Source organism: Methylocucumis oryzae (genome assembly GCF_000963695.1).
GTDB classification, from domain to species: Bacteria; Pseudomonadota; Gammaproteobacteria; order Methylococcales; family Methylomonadaceae; genus Methylovulum; species Methylovulum oryzae.
Genome location: NZ_LAJX01000008.1, coordinates 1 through 24,213 on the forward strand (window position 1 = coordinate 1; position 24,213 = coordinate 24,213).

Consider the following 24,213-nt stretch of genomic DNA (forward strand, 5'->3'; position numbering starts at 1 on the left):
CCTATGCTCTGAACGGTCAAGTTTTCGGTATCTTGTGTTGCCGTAGGGTGCGCTGTGCGCACCTTTTTCATTGATTTTTAATGATAACTTATAAAGGTGCGCACAGCGCACCCTACCTAAAAAACGAAAACTTAACCGTTTAAAGTATATGCTCCATCGTTAGCATTATAATTTAGCTAATACTTCAGCAATCGTCGCACCCATCGCCGATGGCGTTGGGCAAATCGTCACGCCTAGCTCTTTTAGCATAGCCACTTTTTTCTGCCGCACTTTCACCAGCTGATGAAATAATAGCACCCGCATGGCCCATGCGTCGACCTTCTGGCGCGGTTAGCCCTGCGATATAGGCAACTAATGGTTTCGTCATGTGTTCTTTTGCGAATAAACCGGCTTCAACTTCTTGTGGCCCGCCGATTTCGCCTATCATTAACACGACTTTCGTTTCGGGGTCTTGCTCAAAGTGCTGTAAGACATCTTTATGCGAGCTGCCGTTAATCGGGTCACCACCGATACCGACTGACGTTGATACGCCTATGCCTAAACGTTTCATCTGGTCGGCCGCTTCATAACCTAACGTACCAGAACGTCCAACAATACCCACATTACCTCGCATGTAAATATGCCCTGGCATAATGCCCAACATAGAACGCCCTGGACTAATCGTACCCGCACAATTTGGCCCGGTTAATATCATGCGCTCTTCTTTAGGGATACGGCGTAAGAAATTTTTTACCATCATCATGTCTTGCGTTGGAATACCATCGGTGATGGAAACGCAATATTTAATGCCTGCATCAGCGGCTTCAATAATCGAATCGGCTGCAAATGCAGGCGGTACAAACACGATACTGGCTTCAGCACCCACTTCTCTAACAGCTTCTTTAACGGTATTAAAAACTGGTAAACCTAAATGGGTTTGTCCGCCTTTGCCTGGGGTAATGCCGCCGACGACTTTTGAGCCGTAATTAATCATGTCTTGTGCATGAAAAGAACCGATTTTTCCGGTAAATCCTTGTACGACAATGCGAGTGTTTTCATCAATAAAAATCGCCATAGTTACGCTCCTTCTCTGGCAACGACTTCATTACGCGCCTGAACAGCTTTTTCAGCAGCTTCGGCTAAAGTTTCTGCGGTAATAATCGGCAAGCCGCTTTCAGCAATAATACGCTGCCCCTCTTCGACATTAGTACCTGATAAACGCACAATTAACGGCACTTTCATATCGATTTTCTTAACGGCTTGCACAACACCTTCAGCAATCCAATCGCAACGGTTAATACCAGCAAAGATATTTACTAGCATGGCTTTGACATTTTTATCGGCTAACACTAGGCGGAAGGCCTTTTCGGTACGCTCGGCTGACGCGCCACCGCCGACATCCAAGAAATTGGCAGGCTCACCACCGGCTAATTTAATCATGTCCATAGTTGCCATTGCTAAACCGGCGCCATTAATCATACAACCTATGTCGCCATCTAAGCCGACATAGCTTAAACCTCTATCGGCTGCTGCGGTTTCTCTTGGGTCTTCTTGAGTTTTATCGCGTAATTCAGAAATTTTTTGCTGCCTGAACAATGCATTTTCATCAAAACCCATTTTGGCATCTAGCGCGACTAACTCACCGCTACGCGTGACGACTAATGGATTGATTTCCAACATGCTCGCATCTAAATCGCGTAGCGCTCGGTAGCAGCCTTTTATGGTTTTTACCGCGTGACTGATGATTTCAGCGTCTAAGCCTAATTTAAAAGCCATCTCCCGCGCTTGATAATCTTGCAATCCGACGGCGGGCTCGATATAAATCTTTGTAATCGCATCCGGCTGATTTACGGCTAACTCCTCAATATCCATGCCGCCTTGCGCTGAGCCAACCATAACAATACGCTCCGCACTACGGTCAACGAGTAAGCAAAAATATAATTCACTGGCAATCTCGGTACCCGCTTCGATATACAAACGTGCGCATACTTTTCCGGCTGGGCCGGTTTGGTGTGTGATTAAAACGCTTGCCTAATAACGCTTCAGCGGCAGCAGCAACTTCATCATGAGTTTTACAAATTTTAATGCCACCGGCTTTGCCGCGCGCGCCTGAGTGTACTTGCGCTTTTACTGCCCAAATATGGCCACCAATTTCTCGTGCGCGCTGTACAGCATCTTCCGGGCTATACGCTAAGCCCCCTTCAGCGATTTTAACCCCATAACCGCTTAATATTTCTTTCGCTTGATACTCATGAATATCCACAGCATCTCCATCTTTTTTTTGACAAAAAAATAATCCGCACACGCCAGGTTAGTTAAGCCAAGCTTCCATGTGACGCATTAACCCAGCCTGCACAACCTAAAATTCGATAACGTACTATGCGCTTTTCGCTGCAATCGCTTCTGCAGCGGTAACAATATTTTTAGCCATACGTTCAGACGCAGCGTCAATTAAACGCCCATCTAATGCCGCAGCGCCTTTGCCTTGAGCGGCGGCTTCTTGTAACGCTTGTAAAATGCGTTTAGCTTTTTCAACTTCAGCCGGTGGCGGCGTAAAGACTTCATTGGCCAATTCAATTTGACCAGGATGAATGGCCCACTTACCTTCGCAACCTAACGCTGCAGCACGTTTAGCAGCTGCTTTAAAACCTTCCGGGTCTTTAAAATCGCCAAACGGTCCATCGATAGGACGCAATCCATAAGCTCGACAGGCCACCGTCATACGGCTAATGGCAGCATGCCATTGGTCACCTGGATAATTCGGATTTAAACCACCGATATTCGTCGTTCTAGCACGGTTACTCGCAGCAAAATCAGCCACCCCAAAATGCAAAGCTTCTAAGCGCCCACAAGCGCCTTGTCTGGCAATATCTTCGACGTTCGCCATGCCTAATGCCGTTTCAATCAATGCTTCAATGCCGATTTTGTTTTTTAAGCCTTGTTGCATTTCCAATTGATTTAACATGGCTTCGACCATGTAAACATCTGAATAAACACCGACTTTAGGAATCAAAATCGTATCGAGCTTAGCGCCACATTGTTCAACTAAATCAACAACATCACGCACCATATATTGAGTATCTAAACCGTTAATCCTAACTGATACGGTAATACCATGCCCATGCCAATCTATGTCATTAATCGCTTCAATAACATTTTTACGTGCGCGCAACTTGTCATCCGGTGCGACAGCATCTTCAAGGTCTAAAAAGACAAAATCTACGCCACTCTTAAGTGCTTTTTCAAAAAAATCAGGATTAGAACCTGGAACAGCTAATTCGCAGCGTTGCACACGGTTAACAGACGCTGTATATAAAGTGTGGCTCATAGGCTTTCCCTATTACATAATGAACAAACGAGTCAAACCCAGGCTCAGCCTAGGCAAAATAAACCGACCATTCTACTTTCCAACCACTTAATGTCAATTTTTAACAGTAATTTCTTGCTGATTAAGTCTGGCTATGTCATTATCCTTAACTTTCGCTTTGGCTTTATTAATCACATAAAGCTAAATATACTTTGCATTATGCAGTCTAGGATTTTACCCAATCCGCCTTATCTGTTTTACCTTCAGCACAGACACCTCTCGGCTGCAATCTTCTTCTAAAACCATCAACCATTTTTAAGAGGCAATCATGGCTGGTCGCAACCATTTATATATCCCAGGACCGACAAACGTACCCGATGCGGTTTTAAACGCAATGCATGTGCCGATGGAAGACCATCGTTCACCTATTTTTCCAAACTTGCTAAAACCCATCTTGCAAGACTTAAAAAAAGTGTTTGGCACCGAAACAGGACAAACCTTTGTATTTCCAGCAACCGGTACTGCTGGTTGGGAAATCGCTTTAACCAACATATTAAATCCCGGCGATAAAGTCATTATTTTCCGCTTTGGTCAATTCAGCCATTTATGGGCTGAAATGGCTAAACGCTTAGGCTTTGATGTTGAAATTCATCAAGAAACGTGGGGTAAAGGTATTCCGCTAGACCGATTAGAGCAACGTTTACGCGAAGACACTGAGCATAAAATCAAAGCCGTGTTAGCAACCCACAACGAAACGGCTACCGGCGTTACCAGTGATATTGGGGGTGTGCGCAAAGTCTTAGACAGCGTTAATCATCCTGCTTTCCTATTCGTAGACGGTGTAAGCTCTATAGCAAGTATTGATTTTCGCTTAGATGAGTGGGGCGTAGATGCGGCTATTAGCGGTTCACAAAAAGGTTTTATGCTTCCTGCGGGTGGCGCAATTTTAGCGTTTAGCCAAAAAGCGTTAGCAGCGGTACAAACGTCAACCTATCCGCGCTGCTTTTTGGATTTAAAAGACCAAATGACAGCTAATAAAGACGGTTACACGCCTTACACACCGAATTTGCCATTATTGTACGGCTTACGCAAAGCCTTAGATTTGCTATTAGAAGAAGGCATGGACAATGTTTATGCTCGGCATTACCGTTTGGCTGAAGGCACCCGTAAAGCGGTTGCTGCCTGGGGCTTAAAGCTTTGCGCCCAACCGGGTTTTGAATCGAACACGGTTTCTGCAATTGTGGTACCTGAAGATAAAGATGCTAAAGATGTCATTAGCACAGCATTCAAAAAATATAATATTTCGTTAGGCGCAGGTTTATCAGAAGTTGCGGGTAAAGTCTTCCGTATCGGACATATTGGCGATATGAATGATGTATCGATGCTAGGCGCTATCGCTGGTGTCGAAATGGCCATGTTAGATTGTGGTTTTAATATCCAACCCGGCAGTGGTGTTGCTGCGGCTATCGAGTATTACCGCTCAACCGCTAAAGCTTAATCGGCGTCCTCTTAACCTAAGCGATTACTGTCGCTTAGGTGTCACTATCAACAAAAAGATAGACTACTCACTTTAGCAAGGACAGGGTATTCACAGCGGCAGGTGTTGGCAGCATGGATGCTGCCGTCAAGCCTACAGGGACGTATTCACGGCGTCCTGCACTGTGAATACCCTGTCCCGCCTTACGTTGGTAGCCAAAAGATACAAACATAGGTGCGTAAAGATGAACAAAGTAAAAGTCGTTGTTACCCGACGCTGGCCCGCCCAAGTCGAAGCTGAATTACATAAACTCTACGATGTACAATTAAACGACTCCGATAGTCCTATGAGTGCAGAGGCCTTAAAGCAAGCGATGCAAACGGCAGATGCGCTATTACCCACTGTTACCGATGCGATTACCGAAGACATTATTAATGTTGAAAACCGCCGGGTAAAAATTATTGCCAATTTCGGAGTAGGCTATAACAACATCAACATCAATGCCGCTAAGCAACAAGGTGTGCTTGTCACCAACACCCCTCATGTATTGACAGACTGCACAGCCGATATAGCCATGTTATTACTGCTGATGTCAGCACGCCGCGCCGCTGAAGGCGAAAAAATGGTTTTATCGGGGCAATGGCAAGGCTGGGCACCCACCCAATTATTAGGCCAAAAAGTCACAGGTAAAACTTTAGGTTTAATCGGCTTTGGCCGTATCGCTCAGGCCATGGCCAGAAAAGCCCATCATGGTTTTGGCATGAAAATTATCTTTAACGTGCCTTCCGACCCAGACCCGGCCATTGTCGAGGAATTACAGGCGCAGCGTTGTGCCACTGTAGAAGAATTACTGACTGAAGCGCATTTCGTGTCGATACACTGCCCTGGTGGGCCTGCGACTAAACATTTGCTGAATGAACAACGCTTAAAACTGATGCGGCCTAGCGCCCATCTAATTAATACAGCGCGCGGTGATGTCGTCGATAGCGAAGCTTTAATCAAAGCCTTAACCCAAGGCTGGATAGCTGGTGCAGGGTTAGATGTCTTCGAAGGCGAACCTAAGTTACATCCGGGCTTGCTAAACTTAAAAAATATCGCTTTATTACCTCATATCGGTAGCGCGACGGAAGAAACACGCGTTGCTATGGGACAGCGTGTATTAGCCAATATTGCCGCCTATTTTTCAGGCTTAGAGCCTGAAGACAGGGTAGCCTAACCGGGATGAACCTTAGTGCCGCTGTTCCACTCGCACTCGCCCAACCATTGACAAAGCCTGTTAATACAGTAAAAAGAAACGGTTAATGCTCAAAAAATTGAACCCGTCATCATCAATATAAGATAATTTACGACCTTAAACAGTCACCAACAATAAAACTGCGAGAAACACTGTGAAATATCTAGTTCTTATCTGTTTAGCCTTCATGATAAGCTGCGGCAGCGGCACTAAAATCAACGCCAGAAGTTTAAAAACGGTTAACAAATCCGTATCATTTATTAAAGAACGCTTACCCGAAGCCGAACGCTTACAATTTGAAATCGCTTTCTGGATGGTGCGCGACGACATTAGAAACAACGATGAATTTCTAAAAGCCGTCGATGACAAAAAACCTGCCGACCTAATCGCTATGGGTAAAGACATTTTCACCAAACGCAAAGCGGCTGGCGACCAAGAATACGCTAAATATGAAAATTGGGAGCAAATGATTGCCGGCTGGTATCAACAGCGACAAACTGAAATGGCAAAGATAAAAGAAAGAACCGATAAGCGCGAGAACGATAAAGTTCGTAGAATAGACTACAACATGCATAGTTTATGATTTTATAGGCGGTTTTAACCGCCTATAACTCACTCACCGAAAACCTATAGGAAACCTTGTGGAGCGTTTCACCATATCGCTAAGCGACGAATTAGCCGCTGAATTTGACCAGTTTATAGAAGCCAAAGGCTATTCTAATCGCTCTGAAGCCGTGCGTGATTTATTGCGCAAAGAAATTGAATCTAAACGGCTAGCAGAAAATCAAGCGGTATACAGTGTTGCCACACTATCGTATGTTTACAACCATCATGAGCGCAATCTTGCAGAACGATTAACAAACTTACAACATGAGGCGCATGATTTGGTCGTATCCTCTATGCATGTGCATTTAGACCACGATGATTGTATAGAAACCTTATTCTTACGTGGCTTAACTCAACACATCCGCGATTTTTCCTCTAAAGTCGCCGCAGAAACCGGTGTCAGACACAGCATGGTTAACCTCGTGCCCATAAAACTTGCACTTGTGCAACACAGCCATAGCCACGGCCACTTTCATACGCATAGTTAACTTATTTTTGGCCTCGTAACTCCGTTAAGGCCTTGCCTAACCAAGCCGCACTCGCTACTGGCTCAGCGCCCGCGCAACGCACTTGATACGCCTGCCCCGTCAAGCTACTGGCTGTTGCCGCTAGTGCAATAAACTGCTCCGTCGACGTCAGCGTGGTTTTTTCCTGTACATAATCCAATTTGCGTAATAAATGTGTTTTCGCGTCTGCCGCACTATGCCAACTGCCATTGCGATTAAACTCACACCCCGACGCTTCTAAGCGCGCCAATAATTGCTTAATTTCTAGCGTAACAGCGTCTTCGGTTGCGGCAATAACAGGGCAGATTAGCGCCAAAAAGAGAGTCAAAAAAGTAAGAGCTGTGCGCATTGCAAGTGCCTTATGGTTAGAAGGGATTACGTCACATATAGTATTTTGTAAAAGCAGCGTTGTAAAATCCCAAGAAAGTCTATAGGTGCGTGATAATATTAACGCTCTCTTTTAGGCAACCGAGGATATTACCGTGGGCTTAACTTACGCAACCCTGAAATTGACCAACCTTTTCAATAAACAAGCCATAGAAATTAATGCGTTAGTTGATACGGGCGCAACGTTTCTATGTGTTACAGAAGAAATAGCCGTGCAATTAGGCTTTGATACGACCGAAGTATCCAGGCAAGTAGTGACGTTAGCGGATGGACACCAACGCAAAGTACCAAAAATTGCCCCTATTGAAATCACCTTTGCCAACCGTAGCTATGTCACCGAAGCAGTAGTATTGGGCAATGAGCCTTTACTAGGCGTTATTCCAATGGAAGCAATGGACTTAGTGGTTAATCCCAGCTTGCAAACACTAACGGTAAATCCGTTGCATCCAAACTACCCAGTAGCGTTAGTCAAATAGCGCTAACCGGGTTAAATGAAAAAACTCACCATCATAGGCTTTTTAGGGACGCAATTAGATGCCGGTTGGAGTGACACGCGTTGGGAGCGTTGGCGGCCAACAGTCGATATTACTCGACATGAAAATCTACTCGTTAACACCTTAGTGTTGCTACATGATGCACGCAGCTTACGCTTAGTCGCGCAAGTCAAAGCCGACATTGCCAGCGTATCACCAGAAACGGTTGTACAGCCCATACTGTTTAACCTACGTGACCCTTGGGATTTTGGCGATATGTATGCTGCATTATTCGATTTTGCACAAACGTTCCCTTTCGATACCGAGCATAACGAGTATTGGGTGCATATCACAACAGGTACGCATGTGGCACAAATTTGCTGGTTTTTAATGGTAGAAGCCCGTTATATTCCAGCATTATTACTTCAAACCACACCACCGCGTAAAAAAGAACTCAATAGCCCCGGTAGTTACACACTAACCGACCTAGATTTAAGTCGTTATGATGCGATTGCACAACGCTTTGCTCGCGCCCATGACGAAGCGGTTCGCTTACTAAAATCAAATATTGCTACGCGTAACACCGCGTTTAATCAGTTAATCAATGAAGTAGAGCGCGTTGCAATACGCTCGAAAGCGCCCATGTTGTTCATGGGACCGACAGGTGCAGGCAAATCGTTTTTAGCGCGCCGTGTTTATGAATTGAAAAAAGCGCGTCACCAATTAACGGGGCGATTTGTTGAAGTCAATTGTGCCACATTGCGAGGTGATGGCGCCGCATCGGCATTATTCGGTCATGTTAAAGGTGCGTTTACGGGGGCATTAGCCGATAGACCTGGCTTGCTCAAAAGCGCTAATAAAGGCCTGTTATTTTTAGATGAAATCGGAGAATTAGGACTAGACGAACAAGCCATGTTGCTAAAAGCAATAGAAGAAAAAACGTTTTATCCTATCGGCAGCGATGTAGAAACAGGCAGCGATTTTCAATTAATTACCGGTACGCATCGTGATTTACGCAATGACGTTAACGCCGGTCGTTTTCGTGAAGATTTATATGCCCGGATTAATTTATGGTCATATCTATTACCTGGCTTAGCCGAGCGCACAGAAGATATTGAGCCGAATTTAGATTATTTACTGGCACAACAAGCCGTAGAGCTAGGTCATAACGTCAGTTTTAATAAAGAAGCCAAACAACGCTATCTCGCGTTTGCTACCTCACCTCATGCCCTCTGGTCCGGTAATTTTCGCGATTTATCGGCCTCGGTCATGCGCATGGCAACCTTAGCCGAAGGCGGGCGCATTGCTTCTCGTCAAGTGAATGATGAAATCCAGCGCTTACAACGGCTTTGGCAAGTCAATCAAACAGCGCCAGCAAGTCAGCTCAATCGCTTGTTTACCGAACAACAGCTTAACGAGTTAGATTTATTTGACCGCTTACAGCTTAATGCCGTTATTGAAGTATGCCTAACCAGCAACAGCTTATCTGATGCCGGGCGCAAGTTGTTTGCAGTATCGCGCAGTCAACGCGATAGCGCTAATGATGCGGATAGATTGCGCAAATATTTGGCTAAGTTTGGATTAACGTGGACAACAATCACCAACTCTTAGGCACAAAATCATTTGGCGTTTCAATGACAAACTGCTGGTCATGAATCCCTGCCAAATAAAAACCTTGGTCTAGGGCTTGTTTGCGTAAATCGTCGGTTGCATCGACGACCGCTAACATGCCATATAGCTTTTTGTCTTGATGTTCTGGGCAAAATTGACGGAAGCGTTTGAGAATCTGTTTAAGCTGTTCAATACCTTCTGGTCTTAAATGGCTTTTTACTTCAACAACAAATGCTTCATTACGTTTAGCGTTAGCATAAGCAAAAACATCAAGCTCTAAGGTATCGTCATGTTTTTTTATTTTCACTCTTGGTGTAATAAATTCCATGCCGAAACGTTCATTTAAGATTTTAGCCATAGACGGAAAGGCCATGCCTTCAGTAAAACCGCCAAACTTTTCACCTAAGCCACCGATTTGTTTGCCCAATTCTTTTAATTGCCTGCGTAATTGCTTATCGGTTTCTTTTAGCTGGCGGTCGGTCTCTCTAAGCTGGCGATCAGTTTCTTGTTGAGCTATGCGTAACTCACTGATTTGTTTGTCGGTTCGGTCTTGTGCAATGGCTAAACTAGCTACTAACGTCTTTAATTCTTCATCAGTCATATTAACCTCTTAATCATTAATCGCTCGATGTTACGACTGATTTTATAATAGTCCCCGCTTTTATTCAGCTTAATCTTAACGTTAATCATCGCTGGTCGTCGATAATGACATATCGTTTAGTGCGATATTCGCGATTCGCTACAACGCTTTTGTACGATTACGTTTAAAATAATTTGGGCTTTACTTTCACGTTTACCAGTACGAAAAGCGTAAGTTGCATGCTATTTGACGTAGTGGTTCCACTATTGATACCATTTTAATATGACGTCTACCCGGAAAATTCTCGATCAAATGCGGCGCGAGCCGTCCAATGTTCGCTATTCAGACTTGCTCAAAATTTGTGAAGAATTCTTTGGGAAGCCACGGCAATCCGGTACTAGTCATACACTATTCAAAACCCCTTGGCCTGGTGATCCTCGCGTAAATATCCAAAATGATAAAGGTAAAGCCAAGGCTTATCAGGTTAGGCAAGTACTGTTAGCTATCGACAAATTGAAGGAGCGCAACAATGAGCATTGACCATTACACCTACCGTATTACCTGGTCGCCGGAGGATAACGAACACATCGGGCTGTGTACTGAATTTCCCTCACTATCTTGGTTAGCGCCGACTCAAGAGGCCGCATTAGTCGGTATTCGGCAAATGGTCGCCGAAGCTATTGCCGATATGCAAGCCAGCGGCGAGGCTATCCCAGAGCCTCTCGCGGAGAAACATTACAGCGGCGAATTCCGGGTTAGGATACCGCCAGAAGTCCATCGCGCCTTAGCGATGCAAGCGGCAGAGCAAGGTATTAGTTTGAATCGGTTGGCTAGTGCAAAACTGACAGGATGATGTCAGACAAACCTTGGCAATCACGGAGAGATTTTGTCATTACCTCATTCTCTACGCTGAAACGCGTATTGAGCATAGATATAACAACCCACGCTAAACCTTTCTAGGGCAAAAAAATATACTAGAGATTAGCTCAATACGATTGATGTTAATAGCAAAACAATAGTTTCAATATCCTGTTCACCAACTCTTAGGCACAAAATCACTCGGCGTTTCAATGACAAACTGCTGGTCATGAATCCCTGCCAGATAAAAACCTTGGTCTAGGGCTTGTTTGCGTAAATCGTGAGCTAACCCGCTAAGTTTTCAGGAGGTTACCCACAACTACTTGCTTTTGATTTCACTAATCGGCTGACTCTAGCTGAGCAGGAGAGACGGATATATGCCTAAAATAAAAGTACGATATTTCATTGCGTTGGTTTTTTATAATGTTCTGAATTGCTGCTTCAATTTAACAAAGTTGACACGGTCTATTTGTAAACCAGCAACCAAACAAACTATAATTTTGAGCATTAATAAATTACTGTTTTCATTTTTATGTCAGCCCCTCGGAATTTTAACTTCTCAAATGCCTGTATTTTAGTTGCACAAAGCATCATCATGAACAGCAAATCAACACTCCATAAGTCACTTTTTTACTGGCTTTAGCCGATGGTTAAATCGGCACATACCAATTTTGCGATTCTCCAACAACACGACGAACAGCTATTACGGTTGGGCATGTTGGCAGAAAAGTACTTTGCCGATGACCCCAACACCTGCCTGTTAAAATTACGCCAATTAGCGGAATTATTAGCCCAGATGCTCGCCGCCAGGATTGGCCTCTACACCTCATCTGAAGAAAACCAATTCGACCTGCTGCGTCGCCTTCAAGACAACGGCGTTTTGCCTCGAGAAATATTCCAGCTTTTTAATGAAATCAGACGAGCGGGCAATGCAGCCAATCACGCTATGTCTGGCGACCATCGTTCTGCCTTAAGCACCTTGAAGCTCGCTTGGCAATTAGGACTGTGGTTTCATCGCAGCTTCAAAGACCCTAGCCATAAATCCGGGCCCTTCTTGCCGCCCATTCCACCTGCCGACGAAAGCAACGAACTCCGCATTGAGTTGGAACGCTTGCATAAGGCGGTGAACGATTATCAGGCCGCCCAACAGGACGTCGCGCAACAACTGCAATCCACCCAATCGCAATTACGCGAAGCCAAGGATGAACGGTTATTTTGGGAACAATTGGCAACTGAAACCGAACAAGCCAAAGCTGCATTGGCACAACGCCTTACCGAACAGCAATCGCTCGCCACCAGCCAACCGAAAAACACCGTTAGCCAGTTTATCACAGCCGCAAACCTTGCTGCCGATGCCCTGCAACTGGACGAAACCGATACCCGTAAACTGATTGACCAACAACTGCGCCAAGCAGGCTGGGAAGCCGATTCTGAGATTATCACATTCAAAAAAGGTAGCCGACCCGAAAAAACAGCCATCGCGCCATTGCGGAATGGCCTACAGAGAGCGGCCCGGCGGATTACGTCCTGTTCATCGGCCTAACTCCCGTGGCTGTGGTGGAAGCCAAGCGCAAAAATATCGATGTTTCCGGTGCATTGCAACAAGCCAAGCGTTACAGCCGGAACTTCAAGCCCAGCCCGGAAACCCTATTGCCAGCAGAAAATTGGGGTAACGACGCCACCTACCGAGTCCCCTTTGCCTTTTCGTCTAACGGTCGGCCATTCCTACGCCAATTAGCCACCAGAAGTGGCATTTGGTGCTGTGACTTGCGCCGATCTGATAACCTGAGCCACCCTTTAGATGGCTGGTACACACCAGAAGGCTTGAAGGAACTGATTAAACGAGACGAAGCCAAAGCACACGCACAACTGGCCAATACTCCGTTCAACTACGGTTTTAGCCTGCGTCCCTATCAACAGAAAGCTATTCTCGCCACTGAACAGGCCATAGAATCCGGCCAACGAGAAATGCTGCTGGCGATGGCGACCGGAACAGGCAAGACCAAAACCTGTATCGCCTTAATCTATCGCTTGCTCAAAGCCCAACGTTTTTCGGCGCATTTTGTTTTTAGTTGACCGTTCGGCATTAGGTGAACAAGCCGCCAACGCTTTCAAAGACACCCGCATGGAAAACCTGCAAACCTTTGCCGATACCTTCGGCATCAAGGAATTGGAAGAGCAAACTCCCGACACAGACACTGCCGTACAAATCGCCACCATCCAAGGCATGGTACAACGGTTGCTATACAGTGCCGAAAACACGGCACCACCCACGATTGACCAATACGATTGCATTATTGTTGATGAATGCCATCGCGGTTATCTGCTTGACCGCGAATTGTCCGACACCGAAATGACCTTCCGTGGCTACGAAGATTACATTTCCAAATACCGCCGGGTCTTGGATTATTTTGATGCTTACAAAATCGGCCTAACCGCCACACCGGCACTACATACCTCGCAAATTTTCGGCATTCCGATTTACACTTACAGCTATCGTGAAGCGGTCATCGACGGTTATCTGGTCGATTACGAGCCGCCCATTCAAATTCATACCGAGCTATCCACCAACGGCATTGCCTGGAAAGTCGGTGAAGAGGTCAAAGTCTACGATGCCCGCAATAACCAAATCGACCTATTCACGACACCGGATGAAATCAACCTCAATATTGAAGATTTCAACCGCAAAGTCATCACCGAATCCTTCAATCGCGTGGTATGCGAATACCTAGCCCAAGAACTTGATCCGGCCTCACGGCAGAAAACCCTGATTTTTTGCGTCAACGATGCCCATGCTGATTTGGTTGTCGATTTGCTGAAAAAAGCTTTTGTTGCGAGTTATGGCAGTGTTGACGACGATGCCGTCATCAAAATCACTGGGGCAGCCGACAAACCTTTACAACAAATTCGCCGCTATAAAAATGAACGTCAGCCTAACATTGCTGTTACCGTTGACTTGCTAACCACAGGTATCGACGTGCCGGAAATCTGCAATCTGGTGTTTTTGCGTCGGGTCAACAGCCGGATATTGTTTGACCAAATGATGGGGCGCGCCACTCGCCTTTGTGAAGCGCTTAAAAAAGAGGCATTCCGTGTTTTCGATGCCGTGCAAATATTTGAAGCCATCGGTGAAATAACCGCCATGCAACCTGTGGTGGTCGATCCCAAAATCAGCTTTAGCCAACTGACCCAAGAATTGAGTAATGTAACCGATGACGAAGCTCGTAGCGTGGTGCGTGACCAATTTATCGCCAAACTGCAACGAAAAAAACGGCATCTTTCCGAACAAACGTCGCAAGATTTTGAAACGCTGGCCGGGATGCCACCCGATGCGTTCATCCAAAAATTGCGGGCCATGCCATTAACCGAGGTCGCCGATTGGTTTACCCAAAATCCTGACCTGGGCGAAATTCTGGATCGCAAGGGTCAAAGCATTGCACCACCGCTGTTTATCTCTGACCACGAAGACAAACTGCACAGCATCGCTAGGGGTTACGGCAACGCCCAGAAACCGGAAGACTACCTGAATGGATTTACCGCGTTTTATCCGCCGCCACAGCAACGACATTCCTGCCTTGATGACCGTATTGACCCGCCCACGCGAACTCACCCGCAAACAACTGCGTGAATTGGTCATGGAGCTCGATAAGGCCGGATTCACCGAAACCAACCTCGCCACCGCTTGGCGGGAAATGACCAACCAAGACATCGCCGCCCGCATTATCGGTTACATCCGCCAAGCTGCCATTGGTGATGCTTTATTGCCGTACAATGAACGCGTCGATCACGCCTTGCAGGCCATATTAGCCAGCAAAGCCTGGACAACCCCACAACGCGACTGGTTAAAACGCATCGCCGCCCAAACCAAAGCTAATGTCCTGGTTGACCGCGAAGCCTTTGATGACCCCGACTTAGTGTTCAAACGCGAAGGTGGCGGCTTTACCCGTTTGGACAAGGTCTTCAATGGCGAACTTCAACAAGTCTTGGAAGCCTTTAACGATAGCCTATGGGCTGATAGCCAATCGGCCTAACACTCACTACAAACTGAATGTCCACAGAAAATAACAAAACTACCTCCGACATCGTCGGAAAACTCTGGAATCTCTGCAACATCCTCAAAGATGACGGCATCACCTACCACCAGTACGTCACCGAATTGACCTACTTGCTGTTTTTAAAAATGGCGACAGAAACCGGCACGGAAGACCAATTGCCGGAAAATTACCGCTGGGCAGATCTGGAAACCCGCGCTGCGCCGGATCGCCTGGAGTTTTACAAAATCCTGCTAATCCACTTAGGCGGACACGGCTCAACACTCGTGCAAGAAATTTTCGCCAACGCCAGCAGCTTTATCAAAAAGCCCGCCACCTTGTCCACGCTGGTTGCCGAAATCGACAAACTCGATTGGTACAGCGTCCACCGCGAAGATTTAGGCGACTTGTACGAAGGCTTGCTGGAAAAAAACGCCAACGAAAAAAAATCCGGCGCCGGCCAATACTTCACGCCCCGTGCACTCATCAACAGCATGGTGCGCATCATGCAACCCTCGCTCACCGACATCATCCAAGACCCGGCGGCAGGCACAGGCGGCTTTTTGATTGCTGCCAACCATTACTTGCGGACACAAAACGACTTCGACGAACTTACCGAAGCCCAGCAGCGCAAATACCGTAACAACACTTTTTACGGCATGGAGCATGTCCAAGACACCCACCGCCTGGCTTTAATGAACCTGATGCTGCACGGCATCGACGGCGGCATCCGCTATGGCGACACCTTAAGCCCCGAAGGCCAAGCCCTGCCGCCTGCCACGCTGATTCTGACCAATCCGCCGTTCGGCACCAAAAAAGGTGGTGGCTTGCCCAGTCGCGATGACTTCACTTACCCAACCAGCAACAAACAATTCTGCTTTTTGCAGCATATTTATCGTGGTTTGAAACCCGGAGGCCGCGCCGCTGTGGTATTGCCGGACAATGTCTTGTTCGAGTCCAACATCGGCAGCGACATTCGCCGCGACCTGATGGACAAATGCAACCTGCACACCATCTTGCGCCTGCCCACCGGAATTTTTTACGCCCAAGGTGTTAAAACCAACGTGTTGTTCTTCACCCGTGGCGACAGCGACAAAGGCAACACCCAGGAAACCTGGATTTACGACCTACGCGCCAACATGCCGCAATTTGGCAAACGCACCCAACTGACCGAACAGCATTTTGCCGAGTTTGAAACCGCCTTTGGTGATGATCCCTTAGGCACACCTGCCAGCCTAACCAAACGCAACGACCAAGGCGAAAGCGGACGCTTCCGTCGTTTCAGCCGCGAACAAATCGCCGAACGCGGTGACAGCTTGGACATTAGTTGGCTGAAAGACGATAGCGCCACTGATGCACAAGACTTGCCGGAACCCGCTTTTCTGGCTCAAGAAGCGTTGAGCGAACTGGATGCGGCGATGGAGGAGTTGCGGGGGATTTTGGAAGAATTGGGCGCAGATTTTGAGGAGGACTTGGTGTGAATGATTTACCACCAGGATGGATTCTAGCTGAAATTGGTTCACTTTGCTCTCTTGAGAATGGACGGGCGTTTAAACCAACTGAATGGTCCAATACAGGCTTGCCAATTGTCAGAATACAGAATCTAAATAATTCACTGGCTCCTTATAATCATTATGATGGTGAATTTGCTGATCGCTATCATTTATACGGTGGAGAATTGCTTTTCGCTTGGTCAGGTACCCCAGGCACGTCCTTTGGTGCTCATGTTTGGCGCGGAGGAGAAGCTGTACTAAACCAGCACATCTTCCGTGTTGACTTTGATCAGTCGGCAATCAACAAAAGATTTCTGCGATTTGCTATCAATCAAAAACTGAATCAGTTGATTGATATTGCTCATGGTGGAGTTGGCTTACGACATGTAACCAAAGGCAAGTTTGAAGGAACAGAGATTGCGCTTGCCCCTCTGAACGAACAAAAACGCATCGCCGACAAACTCGATGCCGTGCTAGCAAAAGTAGATGCCTGCCGCGACCGCCTCGACCGCATTCCCGTCATTCTTAAACGCTTTCGGCAATCGATTCTTGCTGCCGCAGCTTCCGGCAATCTTACTCAGGATTGGCGAGAACAAAATCCTTCTCTAAGTGAAGATAATCTTGCAAGGTTGGTTCTTAAAGAGATTCAAAACAGGAAAATTACTTGGATAAATGAAAACCATCAACACAACGAAGTTTCGAGAGTACAAAAACGAGTAAACGCTTTCTCTGAAGAGAATGTTTTTGAAACAACTGGCCTACCCGATAGTTGGATTTGGGCAAAACTTGAAGATGTAGTTTTAATGGTGGTCGATTGCCACAATAAAACTGCCCCATATGAAAATAGCGGTATTCCATTGGTCAGAACGACCAATATAAGAGATGGTCGTTTTATTTGGGATGATCTCCGTTATGTTACGGAGGAAACCTATCAATATTGGTCAAAGCGTTGTTTTCCTGAGCCAGGTGATGTGGTTTTTACCCGTGAAGCCCCAATGGGGGAAGCAGCAATTATTCCTCCGGGGACAAAGATTTGTCTCGGTCAACGAACAATGCTGTTTAGGCCAATTGAAGACCAATTTTTCTGCAAAATTTTTTGTTGATAGCACTTTTAGACCCTTGCTTTAGGGAGCGCTCTGAAAATATTGCTGTGGGTACTGGGGTTAAACATTATCGTGTGGGCGATGTCAGCGAACTCAACGTACCAGTACCTTCGATTGAAGAACAAGCCGAAATCATCCGCCGAGTAGAATCCCTATTCGCCTACGCCGACCGCCTAGAAGCCCGCTACACCACCGCCAGCGCCCAAGTCGATAAACTTACTCCCGCCTTGCTCGCCAAAGCCTTTCGCGGCGAACTCGTGCCGCAAGACCCCAACGACGAACCCGCCAGCGAATTATTGGCTCGTATCGAAGCTCTGAGAGCAACTGATAAACCCAATAAAACACGCAAGCCAACTTCTCGTAAGACCCTTAGCGCTTCCAAGGAGAACGTTACCATGACCAAAAGCCGCCAAGACGACGATGTAAAAAACCATGCTTACCTTGCTGGACATTTAAAGTTGCTCGGCGGTTCGGCAGTAGTCGAGTCTTTATTTAAGGTTTCGGAATTACCCGTCGCGGATTTTTATAAACAGCTTGCGTGGGAAGTCGAGCAAGGTTTTGTGAAAGATAAGCAAACCGTTTTGGAGGCCGTTGATGCGACTTGATCGAGTGTATATTGACGGTTTTAAAAATCTGCAGCAGGCAACGGTGGAGTTCGATAAAACGCCCATTGACGACTGTCATTATTGGTCAAAACGGTGCAGGCAAGTCAAACCTAATTGAAGCCATTATCAGCGTGTTTCGTTGGCTGGATTTACGCCGCAATGAGCCTAAATTTAATTATCAAATTGACTATCGTCTGGATGGCGTGCGGGTTTGCTTATCGAACCTACCCGGCAGTGCGGCAATTTCCGTAAATGGACAGGAGGTTAAGAGGACAGAGTTTGAACGCCGCAAGACAGAATGGTTTCCTGATTTGGTGTTTGGTTATTACTCTGGCGGCAGCCGCCGCTTGGAAACGTTGTTTGATAGCCATCAACGCCGGTATTACGATGCCATTAAACGCAATGATGACAATATTGCTTGCCGAAAAGCCTTAGCAGAACGACGTTTATTTTACTGCCGCTCGATTCATGGCATTTTGGCATTGCTTAGCTTTTTTGCTTTTCCTGATGAAAAAGTCAGTACAGAATTAAGGGAAAAACTGGGCATTACTGGCTTTCATTCAATGTTGGCGCATTTTCGTGAACCTTGGTTCGCCAAAGGCGGGAATAGTAAAAAAGTTGATCAGGCTGCCGATTTCTGGGGAGCCGCAGGGCCTGCCGGACGAACCGCGCATGGCTTAAAAAAGGTAGCTTTTCATCCTATGGCTTTGAACGGTAACAGTATTGATGACTACAGAGATAAACAGCAAAGCGAAGCACAGTTTGCGACTTTTGTTCCTGATTTGAGCCGCCTTCAGCAGTTTGCAAAATCCTTTAATGACGACACCGAGATGTTTTTCGCACTGGAGGCGATGGATATTTCAGATTTAATCCGCGATGTTTATTTATGGGTCACCCGTAGTAATGATGCCTCTGGCGATGTAGGCTTCGCCGATCTCTCCGATGGCGAACGGCAATTGTTAATGACACTAGGGTTGATCCGTGTTTCTCGGGGTAAACGGGCATTGTTCCTGCTTGACGAGCCAGACACCCATTTGAATCCGCATTGGCAACATGGCTACCTGAAATTAATCGAAGATTGGACTGGAATTGCCGCCGACACCGACAATTGCCATATCATTTTAACGTCTCATAACCCATTGACTATCTCAGCATTATCCCGTGAGGAAGTGCGTGTGATGAGTACAGAGGAAGATGGCAAAGTGACCATTGTACCTCCATATACAGCCCCTAAAGGAATGGGTTTTACTTCAACGTTGACAGAAATATTTGGTTTACGGACGAGTTTAGATGTGGATACCCAGCAAATGGTCGATGATCGTAATACTTTAGCTAGAATTGAGCAGAAATCTGATGAACAAGAAAGGAAACTGATCGAAATTAACGATAAGCTTGGCCGACTGGGTTTTCTGTTCGAGGATCGCGAACCGCTCTATCAGGATTTTCTGCTCGCTTGGCATGATGTGCGTTATGCCGATCGTCCAGCATTAACCCCGGCACAAATTGAAGCGCGGCGGTTAGCAATGAAGCAATTGATACAACAACTGATGAGCAAGGAGTCGTCACATTGATTTACGTTAAACGTAACCCTAAGCTGATCCCTGAAAAGGTGCTAAAAGTTGCAGAAAAGGCGCAGAAAGAACTAGAGGTTTTACCAGAAATAGAACGAAAGGAATTTATAGAAAAGAAAGCCCATATTTGGCGATCATTTGCCCGCTATCTAGCCAAGATGTCTTATGGAAAATGTTGGTATTCCGAAGGCAATGACCCTCAATCGTTTTTTGATGTTGACCATTTCCGTCCGAAAAAGGAAGCAAAGCGTTCTGAATCTGAAAGTGATGATGGTTATCCGTGGCTAGCTTTTTCATGGGAAAAATTTCAGATACTCATCCGGGCGATCAAATCGCCTTAGTACTAATGAAGAAACTGAACTGGTTGTTGGTAAAGGCAGTTGGTTTCCATTATTGCAAGGGAGTGCCAAAGCTGACTGGAATAATCGCTGTGTATCGGAAGAAAAAATCGTTCTTCTTGATCCTACTGAACGCGCAGATGTTGATCTAATCAGGATTAATGAAAATGATGGCCGTGCTTGCGCTAGCTTCACATGTATTGGACAAGCCAAAAATGAGCGAGTAGATCGCTCCATAGAAATTTACGGCCTTAATTTGCCAAATTTAGTGTCTGCCCGCAAAAAAACTATTCGCCAGATTAATGAAAACCACCAAAATCTGATGGATATTATAAATAATGGTGCGGATTTGCCTGCAATCGAACGCCTGACTGATCAGCTTCGTAGAGCTACATTACCGAATTCACCATACTCTCTTGCCGCCCGTTGTGCTTTGTATTGTTTGCCTAATGGTTCCTCGCTATGCGCTCAACCAGAAGATGCTGGCGAATTTACATCATGAACTTGCTTGATTGCAAGATTGCCCAAATTAAATCATCAAGCTCGTTTAGTTTTGTAATTCGTTTATGCAAGTTACTATTGCCCGATGGCATTGGGTAGCGAGAAAGAATCTACCTTGAAAACCGCCTTTCATGACCTGCGTGAATTAAAAGTGGATGTCGCCTACCCGTTTTTATTGGATGCTTACCATGATTATCAGCAACAACGCTTGGCAGCCGACGAATTGACCCAAATCGTACGCTGGGTTGAAAGCTACGTGTTTCGCCGCGCTATTTGTAATATACCGACCAACTCGCTCAACAAAATATTTGCTGCGTTAAGCCGTAGTCTTAAAAAAGACCGCTACCTTGATTGAAAGCGTACAGGCGACCTTTTTTGCTTTTGCCAACCTATCGTCGTTTTCCTACTGACAAAGAGTTTCAACGCGAAATTAAGTTACGAAACCTTTATCAGTTCCGTAGCCGCAGCTATTGGTTGCGCCGCCTTGAAAATCATGGGCGTAAGGAGCGTGTAGTGATTGAAGACTACACCATCGAGCACATCCTGCCGCAAAATGAAGTCTTATCCAAAGAATGGCAAAACGTATTGGTAAGATTGCAGATGAACTAAAAGACGTTAAACAAGCATTACACGTCCAATATAAAATTCATGGATGATGAGCATAAGCAACTCAACTAAAGACGAAATTCTGGTTGTTGTTTCTTAGAGACTTGTTTATCCGGGTAATTAAAGCGATTCGCTTCAACGCTTTTGTACGATTACGTTAAAATATAGCGCGCAACTAGCGCCTAATTGGAATTTTAGGTACTCTGTTTATTTTTAAATGCTTGGAACTCGTATGGCTAACTGGCTGGAAACCTGTCAACAACAACTCACTCGCTTGGAAAAAGCATCGGTTTTAGCGGATAAGTTGGTAACGCTTAGTAATAAAACCGAAGTCGATATTGCGCTGGACTTAGCACAAAAGATTAATATCGAGCAAACCCGGTTAAATCAGCAAATCGATAGATTACGCGTGAATCGTTTCGAGGTCGCAGTGATTGGTCTGGAAAAAGCCGGTAAAAGCGCCTTATTAAATGCCTGGTTAGGGCAAGAGATTCTGCCGTCGGCGCGTGAGCGCTGTACGTTTACCAGTACAGAAATTTGGTCGGCGCAAACAGAGCAAGACCAATTATTGTCGATTCAGTATTACAGCAAAGAAGAAATCACCAAGTTACAACATCAACGCCGCGACGCGTTAGCCAGTGCGTTATTAAGCGATAAAGAGAAAAAAGAAATTCAAGAAGATTACGACGATACCGAGAAAAATTTATCGGCGATTCATGAGTTTTCTCGGCAGAAAAACGGTTTTACCCAAGCCTTTATCGACATCAGCGAAATCAGCGAACATTTACAAGCCGCTATCTTCAAAAACCGCGCGCAATCGTTAGCGATTAAGCGCATACAACTTAAAACCGTGCGCTTGCGTAGCGACCGTGACATTATTTTTCATGACGTTCCTGGGTTTAACTCCGGCATTCTGATGCACGCCGAGCAAGCCGTTCATAGGCTTAAAAACTGCGATGCCATTATTTATGCTAAAGAAATGAAGCAACCGTCTATTACCGGGCCAGAAAAAGATATGTTGCTAGTCGCAGATAGCGAAGATCCTACGATTAAAGTCGCCAATAAAATTTTTGTCGTATTAACCCAAGCCGATGCGTTAGATGATGCGATAGATTTTAAAGACACCTATGAAAAACACAGAGCTAATTGGCCGGGCGTGCCTGAACGGCGCATGATTCCTGTTTGTGCCAGAGCGCATTTAGTCGAATCAGGTATTCCGTCTGAAGATACGTTAAGACGCTCAAAAGCCGCCGACGATAAGTTAAAGCTGAAAAAAATCGGAATCACTGACGGGATGCCGTTATTAAAAGAAGCGGTGAATTTTTATATCGACCATGAACGCGCGGAAGTGTTGAAAAAAAAAACGTTGCGATGCATTAGTCAGCAATATTCGCTATTACGCCGGTGAAGTCTTAATGAAGCTTGAGCCAATTTATAGCACCGTCGAATTGACTGAAACGCAAGAAGACGATTTGTTGGGCAAAGAGTTTAATCAATGGTGGGGCCGGGAATGGCAACGCATTAAAAAGGATTTTGACGTCTGGTATGCGCAAAGTATTCAAGGTCGCCAAGAGGCCGATGCCGTAGGCGAAGAACACCAAGAACTAGCCGCCTTGCGCGCCGCGTATGATCAGAAAATAGAATTTCTATTAGCCAATTTAACCACGGCGCAACCCGAAGAATTAAAGCGCATTTATACCGCAGGTGGCACGATGTCCATGCCTGACCCGCGTGAAGGCAATTATAAAATTCGCGAAGAATTATTCCGCGAATTACAGCAAAAATTTGAAACCGAAATGACCGACCAGCTCGCACAAGCTTTGCAAAGCTTAATCGATCAAATCGTGAGTAAAATTCAGGCGCTGTTATGGGATACCGAAGAAGTGCGTAAATATTTATTGCACTCGCATGTGGATGAAAGCATTGAGCAAGCGAGAATACGCCACGGTTTTCAAGTATTGTTTTTGCGTTTTGGCCGGGTTGCAGTAGAAGTCTTTATCGCTAAACCTTTGCAAGCACGGGAGCGCTTATTAAGCGAGCGCTGGGCTGAAATTAAAACCTTAGAAGCGTTTTATCAAGGTATTGATAAAGATAATGCCCGCGATGAAGGCCGCTTAACACATTATTTACGTTATGGCTTATGGGAAAAAGCGCTGTCGTTACCGGCTTTGGTTAAAGCCAGCCGAGCGCAAGTTAAAGCCGCTAGCACACAAGACATGGCGGAAACAGCCGCCGCCGAAATCGCGGCAGCGACTAGCACACGCACTCGAACCACTAAAGCGGCGGCGGTTATTCAAGAACTCGCTGAACCGGTTAATGGTGTAAAAGAGGATATTAACCGCGCGCCTGAGCCTATTAATTTTGAGCAAGTCGTAAATGAAATCAATGGCGATTTAACCGCATTACAAGATTATCTTAAAAACAGCGTGTTTTATGCGGCTGGATTTATTACTTATTGCAATCAAGAGCTAGAGCGTATACGCAACCGCTTTAAAGAAATGGAAGACAGCGACAGGCAATGGATAGGGGTTATTCGCACGGCGGTGAAATACGAACGCAACCCCAAAATTCCTTTTAACATTGCTCATTCCAAGCGTGATTTTAGAATCCGCCGAGAAATTGCTTTAGAACTTAAAGAAGTGCGCGAAAGTTATACGCAGGTTTATTAACGTTGTGTAGGGTAGATTCTTCGCCGGAAATCGCCTAAGAAAATACGGCTACACACTTAAGACGGGACAGCGCTAAAGTGAGAAGAACGTCATCTCGGCTCGGCAACTGCTCCTGCGTTTTCTGCATTCACCACATCCATGTGGCTTAGCAACGCAGGAGCAGTTGCCGAGGACACAGGGATGTGCTTGAAGCTTTGCCATCCATGGCGCCTGGATTTCGGCAATCCATGCCGGAATGACGGTTTAGCTCAACTGACTATAATTAAATCTGTCCTGCT

General features: G+C 45.9%; 23 protein-coding genes and 3 pseudogenes. 21 read left to right on the plus strand and 5 right to left on the minus strand.

What is annotated here, in order from left to right:
- Positions 1 to 165: 165 nt before the first annotated feature.
- The 3 genes and pseudogenes from sucD to VZ94_RS01095 form a co-directional block, all read right to left on the minus strand.
- Positions 166 to 1,054: pseudogene (gene sucD / locus VZ94_RS01085) on the minus strand (succinate--CoA ligase subunit alpha).
- A 2-nt stretch (positions 1,055 to 1,056) separates the two neighbouring features.
- Positions 1,057 to 2,242, minus strand: a pseudogene (locus tag VZ94_RS01090) (malate--CoA ligase subunit beta).
- A gap of 114 nt (positions 2,243 to 2,356) precedes the next feature.
- Positions 2,357 to 3,307: an HpcH/HpaI aldolase/citrate lyase family protein gene (locus VZ94_RS01095; protein ID WP_045777818.1), complete on the minus strand. Its 951-nt coding sequence runs from the start codon at positions 3,305 to 3,307 to the stop codon at positions 2,357 to 2,359.
- 307 nt (positions 3,308 to 3,614) lie between these two features.
- On the opposite strand from VZ94_RS01095, the gene VZ94_RS01100 reads away from it, so the two are divergent.
- The 4 genes from VZ94_RS01100 to nikR all read left to right on the plus strand — a co-directional run bounded on the left by VZ94_RS01100 (position 3,615) and on the right by nikR (position 7,091).
- The gene (locus VZ94_RS01100; RefSeq protein WP_045777819.1) at positions 3,615 to 4,784 is read left to right on the plus strand and encodes an aminotransferase class V-fold PLP-dependent enzyme; all 1,170 of its coding nucleotides are present in this window, start codon (positions 3,615 to 3,617) and stop codon (positions 4,782 to 4,784) included.
- Between the two features lie 223 nt (positions 4,785 to 5,007).
- On the plus strand, positions 5,008 to 5,979 hold the full coding sequence (locus tag VZ94_RS01105; protein ID WP_045777820.1) for a 2-hydroxyacid dehydrogenase: 972 nt from the start codon (positions 5,008 to 5,010) through the stop codon (positions 5,977 to 5,979).
- Positions 5,980 to 6,151: 172 nt separating this feature from the next.
- On the plus strand, positions 6,152 to 6,580 hold the full coding sequence (locus VZ94_RS01110; RefSeq protein WP_131655438.1) for a hypothetical protein: 429 nt from the start codon (positions 6,152 to 6,154) through the stop codon (positions 6,578 to 6,580).
- 58 nt (positions 6,581 to 6,638) lie between these two features.
- The gene (gene nikR, locus VZ94_RS01115; protein WP_045777822.1) at positions 6,639 to 7,091 is read left to right on the plus strand and encodes a nickel-responsive transcriptional regulator NikR; all 453 of its coding nucleotides are present in this window, start codon (positions 6,639 to 6,641) and stop codon (positions 7,089 to 7,091) included.
- 1 nt (position 7,092) lies between these two features.
- Here the strand turns inward: nikR and VZ94_RS01120 are convergent, their stop codons facing one another.
- The gene (locus tag VZ94_RS01120) at positions 7,093 to 7,458 is read right to left on the minus strand and encodes a YfeK family protein (RefSeq protein WP_045777823.1); all 366 of its coding nucleotides are present in this window, start codon (positions 7,456 to 7,458) and stop codon (positions 7,093 to 7,095) included.
- A 133-nt stretch (positions 7,459 to 7,591) separates the two neighbouring features.
- Between VZ94_RS01120 and VZ94_RS01125 the strand changes: the two genes are divergently transcribed.
- Both VZ94_RS01125 and rtcR read left to right on the plus strand, forming a co-directional pair.
- A complete protein-coding gene (locus tag VZ94_RS01125; RefSeq protein WP_045777824.1) occupies positions 7,592 to 7,972 on the plus strand; it encodes a clan AA aspartic protease in 381 nt (126 codons plus the stop codon).
- Between the two features lie 15 nt (positions 7,973 to 7,987).
- On the plus strand, positions 7,988 to 9,580 hold the full coding sequence (gene rtcR, locus VZ94_RS01130) for an RNA repair transcriptional activator RtcR (protein WP_045777825.1): 1,593 nt from the start codon (positions 7,988 to 7,990) through the stop codon (positions 9,578 to 9,580).
- Here the strand turns inward: rtcR and VZ94_RS01135 are convergent.
- Positions 9,567 to 10,181, minus strand: coding sequence for a DUF3782 domain-containing protein (locus VZ94_RS01135; protein WP_045777826.1), 615 nt, complete (start codon positions 10,179 to 10,181; stop codon positions 9,567 to 9,569). The genes rtcR and VZ94_RS01135 overlap by 14 nt on opposite strands.
- Before the next feature lie 261 nt (positions 10,182 to 10,442).
- Between VZ94_RS01135 and VZ94_RS01140 the strand changes: the two genes are divergently transcribed.
- The 15 genes and pseudogenes from VZ94_RS01140 (at position 10,443) to VZ94_RS27625 (ending at position 23,935) form a co-directional block, all read left to right on the plus strand.
- Positions 10,443 to 10,700 (plus strand): toxin HicA, encoded by a 258-nt coding sequence (locus tag VZ94_RS01140; protein ID WP_045777827.1) that lies wholly within the window; start codon positions 10,443 to 10,445, stop codon positions 10,698 to 10,700.
- A complete protein-coding gene (locus tag VZ94_RS01145; protein WP_045777828.1) occupies positions 10,690 to 11,013 on the plus strand; it encodes a type II toxin-antitoxin system HicB family antitoxin in 324 nt (107 codons plus the stop codon). The genes VZ94_RS01140 and VZ94_RS01145 overlap by 11 nt, the downstream gene beginning before the upstream one ends.
- A 651-nt stretch (positions 11,014 to 11,664) precedes the next feature.
- Positions 11,665 to 12,561, plus strand: coding sequence for a DUF4145 domain-containing protein (locus VZ94_RS26665; protein WP_204368986.1), 897 nt, complete (start codon positions 11,665 to 11,667; stop codon positions 12,559 to 12,561).
- Positions 12,546 to 14,646 (plus strand): annotated as a pseudogene (gene hsdR / locus VZ94_RS26675) (type I restriction-modification system endonuclease). The gene VZ94_RS26665 and the pseudogene hsdR overlap by 16 nt, the downstream one beginning before the upstream one ends.
- Positions 14,597 to 15,049: a type I restriction-modification enzyme R subunit C-terminal domain-containing protein gene (locus VZ94_RS26680; RefSeq protein ID WP_204369001.1), complete on the plus strand. Its 453-nt coding sequence runs from the start codon at positions 14,597 to 14,599 to the stop codon at positions 15,047 to 15,049. The pseudogene hsdR and the gene VZ94_RS26680 overlap by 50 nt, the downstream one beginning before the upstream one ends.
- Positions 15,050 to 15,066: 17 nt before the next feature.
- The gene (locus tag VZ94_RS01155) at positions 15,067 to 16,530 is read left to right on the plus strand and encodes a class I SAM-dependent DNA methyltransferase (protein ID WP_045777829.1); all 1,464 of its coding nucleotides are present in this window, start codon (positions 15,067 to 15,069) and stop codon (positions 16,528 to 16,530) included.
- Positions 16,527 to 17,645, plus strand: coding sequence for a restriction endonuclease subunit S (locus VZ94_RS21955; RefSeq protein ID WP_052700092.1), 1,119 nt, complete (start codon positions 16,527 to 16,529; stop codon positions 17,643 to 17,645). Before VZ94_RS01155 ends, VZ94_RS21955 begins: the two co-directional genes overlap by 4 nt.
- Positions 17,639 to 18,250 carry a restriction endonuclease subunit S gene (locus VZ94_RS26685; protein ID WP_204369005.1) on the plus strand — a complete coding sequence of 204 codons (612 nt, stop codon included), beginning with the start codon at positions 17,639 to 17,641 and terminating at the stop codon, positions 18,248 to 18,250. The genes VZ94_RS21955 and VZ94_RS26685 overlap by 7 nt, the downstream gene beginning before the upstream one ends.
- 65 nt (positions 18,251 to 18,315) lie before the next feature.
- Entirely contained in the window at positions 18,316 to 19,821 is a 1,506-nt protein-coding gene (locus VZ94_RS01170; protein WP_204369006.1) for an AAA family ATPase, read from the plus strand.
- On the plus strand, positions 19,818 to 20,162 hold the full coding sequence (locus VZ94_RS24975) for a hypothetical protein (protein WP_109867636.1): 345 nt from the start codon (positions 19,818 to 19,820) through the stop codon (positions 20,160 to 20,162). The genes VZ94_RS01170 and VZ94_RS24975 overlap by 4 nt, the downstream gene beginning before the upstream one ends.
- A 52-nt stretch (positions 20,163 to 20,214) precedes the next feature.
- Positions 20,215 to 20,661 (plus strand): hypothetical protein, encoded by a 447-nt coding sequence (locus tag VZ94_RS24980; RefSeq protein WP_109867637.1) that lies wholly within the window; start codon positions 20,215 to 20,217, stop codon positions 20,659 to 20,661.
- A gap of 114 nt (positions 20,662 to 20,775) precedes the next feature.
- On the plus strand, positions 20,776 to 21,015 hold the full coding sequence (locus tag VZ94_RS27610; RefSeq protein WP_239649532.1) for a hypothetical protein: 240 nt from the start codon (positions 20,776 to 20,778) through the stop codon (positions 21,013 to 21,015).
- A 20-nt stretch (positions 21,016 to 21,035) separates the two neighbouring features.
- Positions 21,036 to 21,269: a GmrSD restriction endonuclease domain-containing protein gene (locus VZ94_RS27615; RefSeq protein ID WP_239649533.1), complete on the plus strand. Its 234-nt coding sequence runs from the start codon at positions 21,036 to 21,038 to the stop codon at positions 21,267 to 21,269.
- 229 nt (positions 21,270 to 21,498) lie between these two features.
- Entirely contained in the window at positions 21,499 to 22,674 is a 1,176-nt protein-coding gene (locus VZ94_RS27620; protein WP_239649534.1) for a dynamin family protein, read from the plus strand.
- 7 nt (positions 22,675 to 22,681) lie between these two features.
- Positions 22,682 to 23,935: a hypothetical protein gene (locus tag VZ94_RS27625; RefSeq protein ID WP_239649535.1), complete on the plus strand. Its 1,254-nt coding sequence runs from the start codon at positions 22,682 to 22,684 to the stop codon at positions 23,933 to 23,935.
- The last annotated feature ends 278 nt before the right edge of the window (positions 23,936 to 24,213 follow it).

Excerpts from the sequence above, each read along its gene's own strand:
- rtcR (WP_045777825.1), top strand. The coding sequence starts at position 7,988 with ATGAAAAAACTCACCATCATAGGCTTTTTAGGGACGCAATTAGATGCC.
- VZ94_RS27620 (WP_239649534.1), top strand. The coding sequence starts at position 21,499 with ATGGCTAACTGGCTGGAAACCTGTCAACAACAACTCACTCGCTTGGAA.
- VZ94_RS01155 (WP_045777829.1), top strand. The coding sequence starts at position 15,067 with ATGTCCACAGAAAATAACAAAACTACCTCCGACATCGTCGGAAAACTC.
- VZ94_RS01145 (WP_045777828.1), top strand. The coding sequence starts at position 10,690 with ATGAGCATTGACCATTACACCTACCGTATTACCTGGTCGCCGGAGGAT.
- VZ94_RS01140 (WP_045777827.1), top strand. The coding sequence starts at position 10,443 with ATGACGTCTACCCGGAAAATTCTCGATCAAATGCGGCGCGAGCCGTCC.
- VZ94_RS01100 (WP_045777819.1), top strand. The coding sequence starts at position 3,615 with ATGGCTGGTCGCAACCATTTATATATCCCAGGACCGACAAACGTACCC.
- VZ94_RS01120 (WP_045777823.1), bottom strand. The coding sequence starts at position 7,458 with ATGCGCACAGCTCTTACTTTTTTGACTCTCTTTTTGGCGCTAATCTGC.
- VZ94_RS01105 (WP_045777820.1), top strand. The coding sequence starts at position 5,008 with ATGAACAAAGTAAAAGTCGTTGTTACCCGACGCTGGCCCGCCCAAGTC.
- VZ94_RS26665 (WP_204368986.1), top strand. The coding sequence starts at position 11,665 with ATGGTTAAATCGGCACATACCAATTTTGCGATTCTCCAACAACACGAC.
- VZ94_RS26680 (WP_204369001.1), top strand. The coding sequence starts at position 14,597 with ATGACCGTATTGACCCGCCCACGCGAACTCACCCGCAAACAACTGCGT.
- VZ94_RS27625 (WP_239649535.1), top strand. The coding sequence starts at position 22,682 with ATGAAGCTTGAGCCAATTTATAGCACCGTCGAATTGACTGAAACGCAA.
- VZ94_RS01135 (WP_045777826.1), bottom strand. The coding sequence starts at position 10,181 with ATGACTGATGAAGAATTAAAGACGTTAGTAGCTAGTTTAGCCATTGCA.
- VZ94_RS01095 (WP_045777818.1), bottom strand. The coding sequence starts at position 3,307 with ATGAGCCACACTTTATATACAGCGTCTGTTAACCGTGTGCAACGCTGC.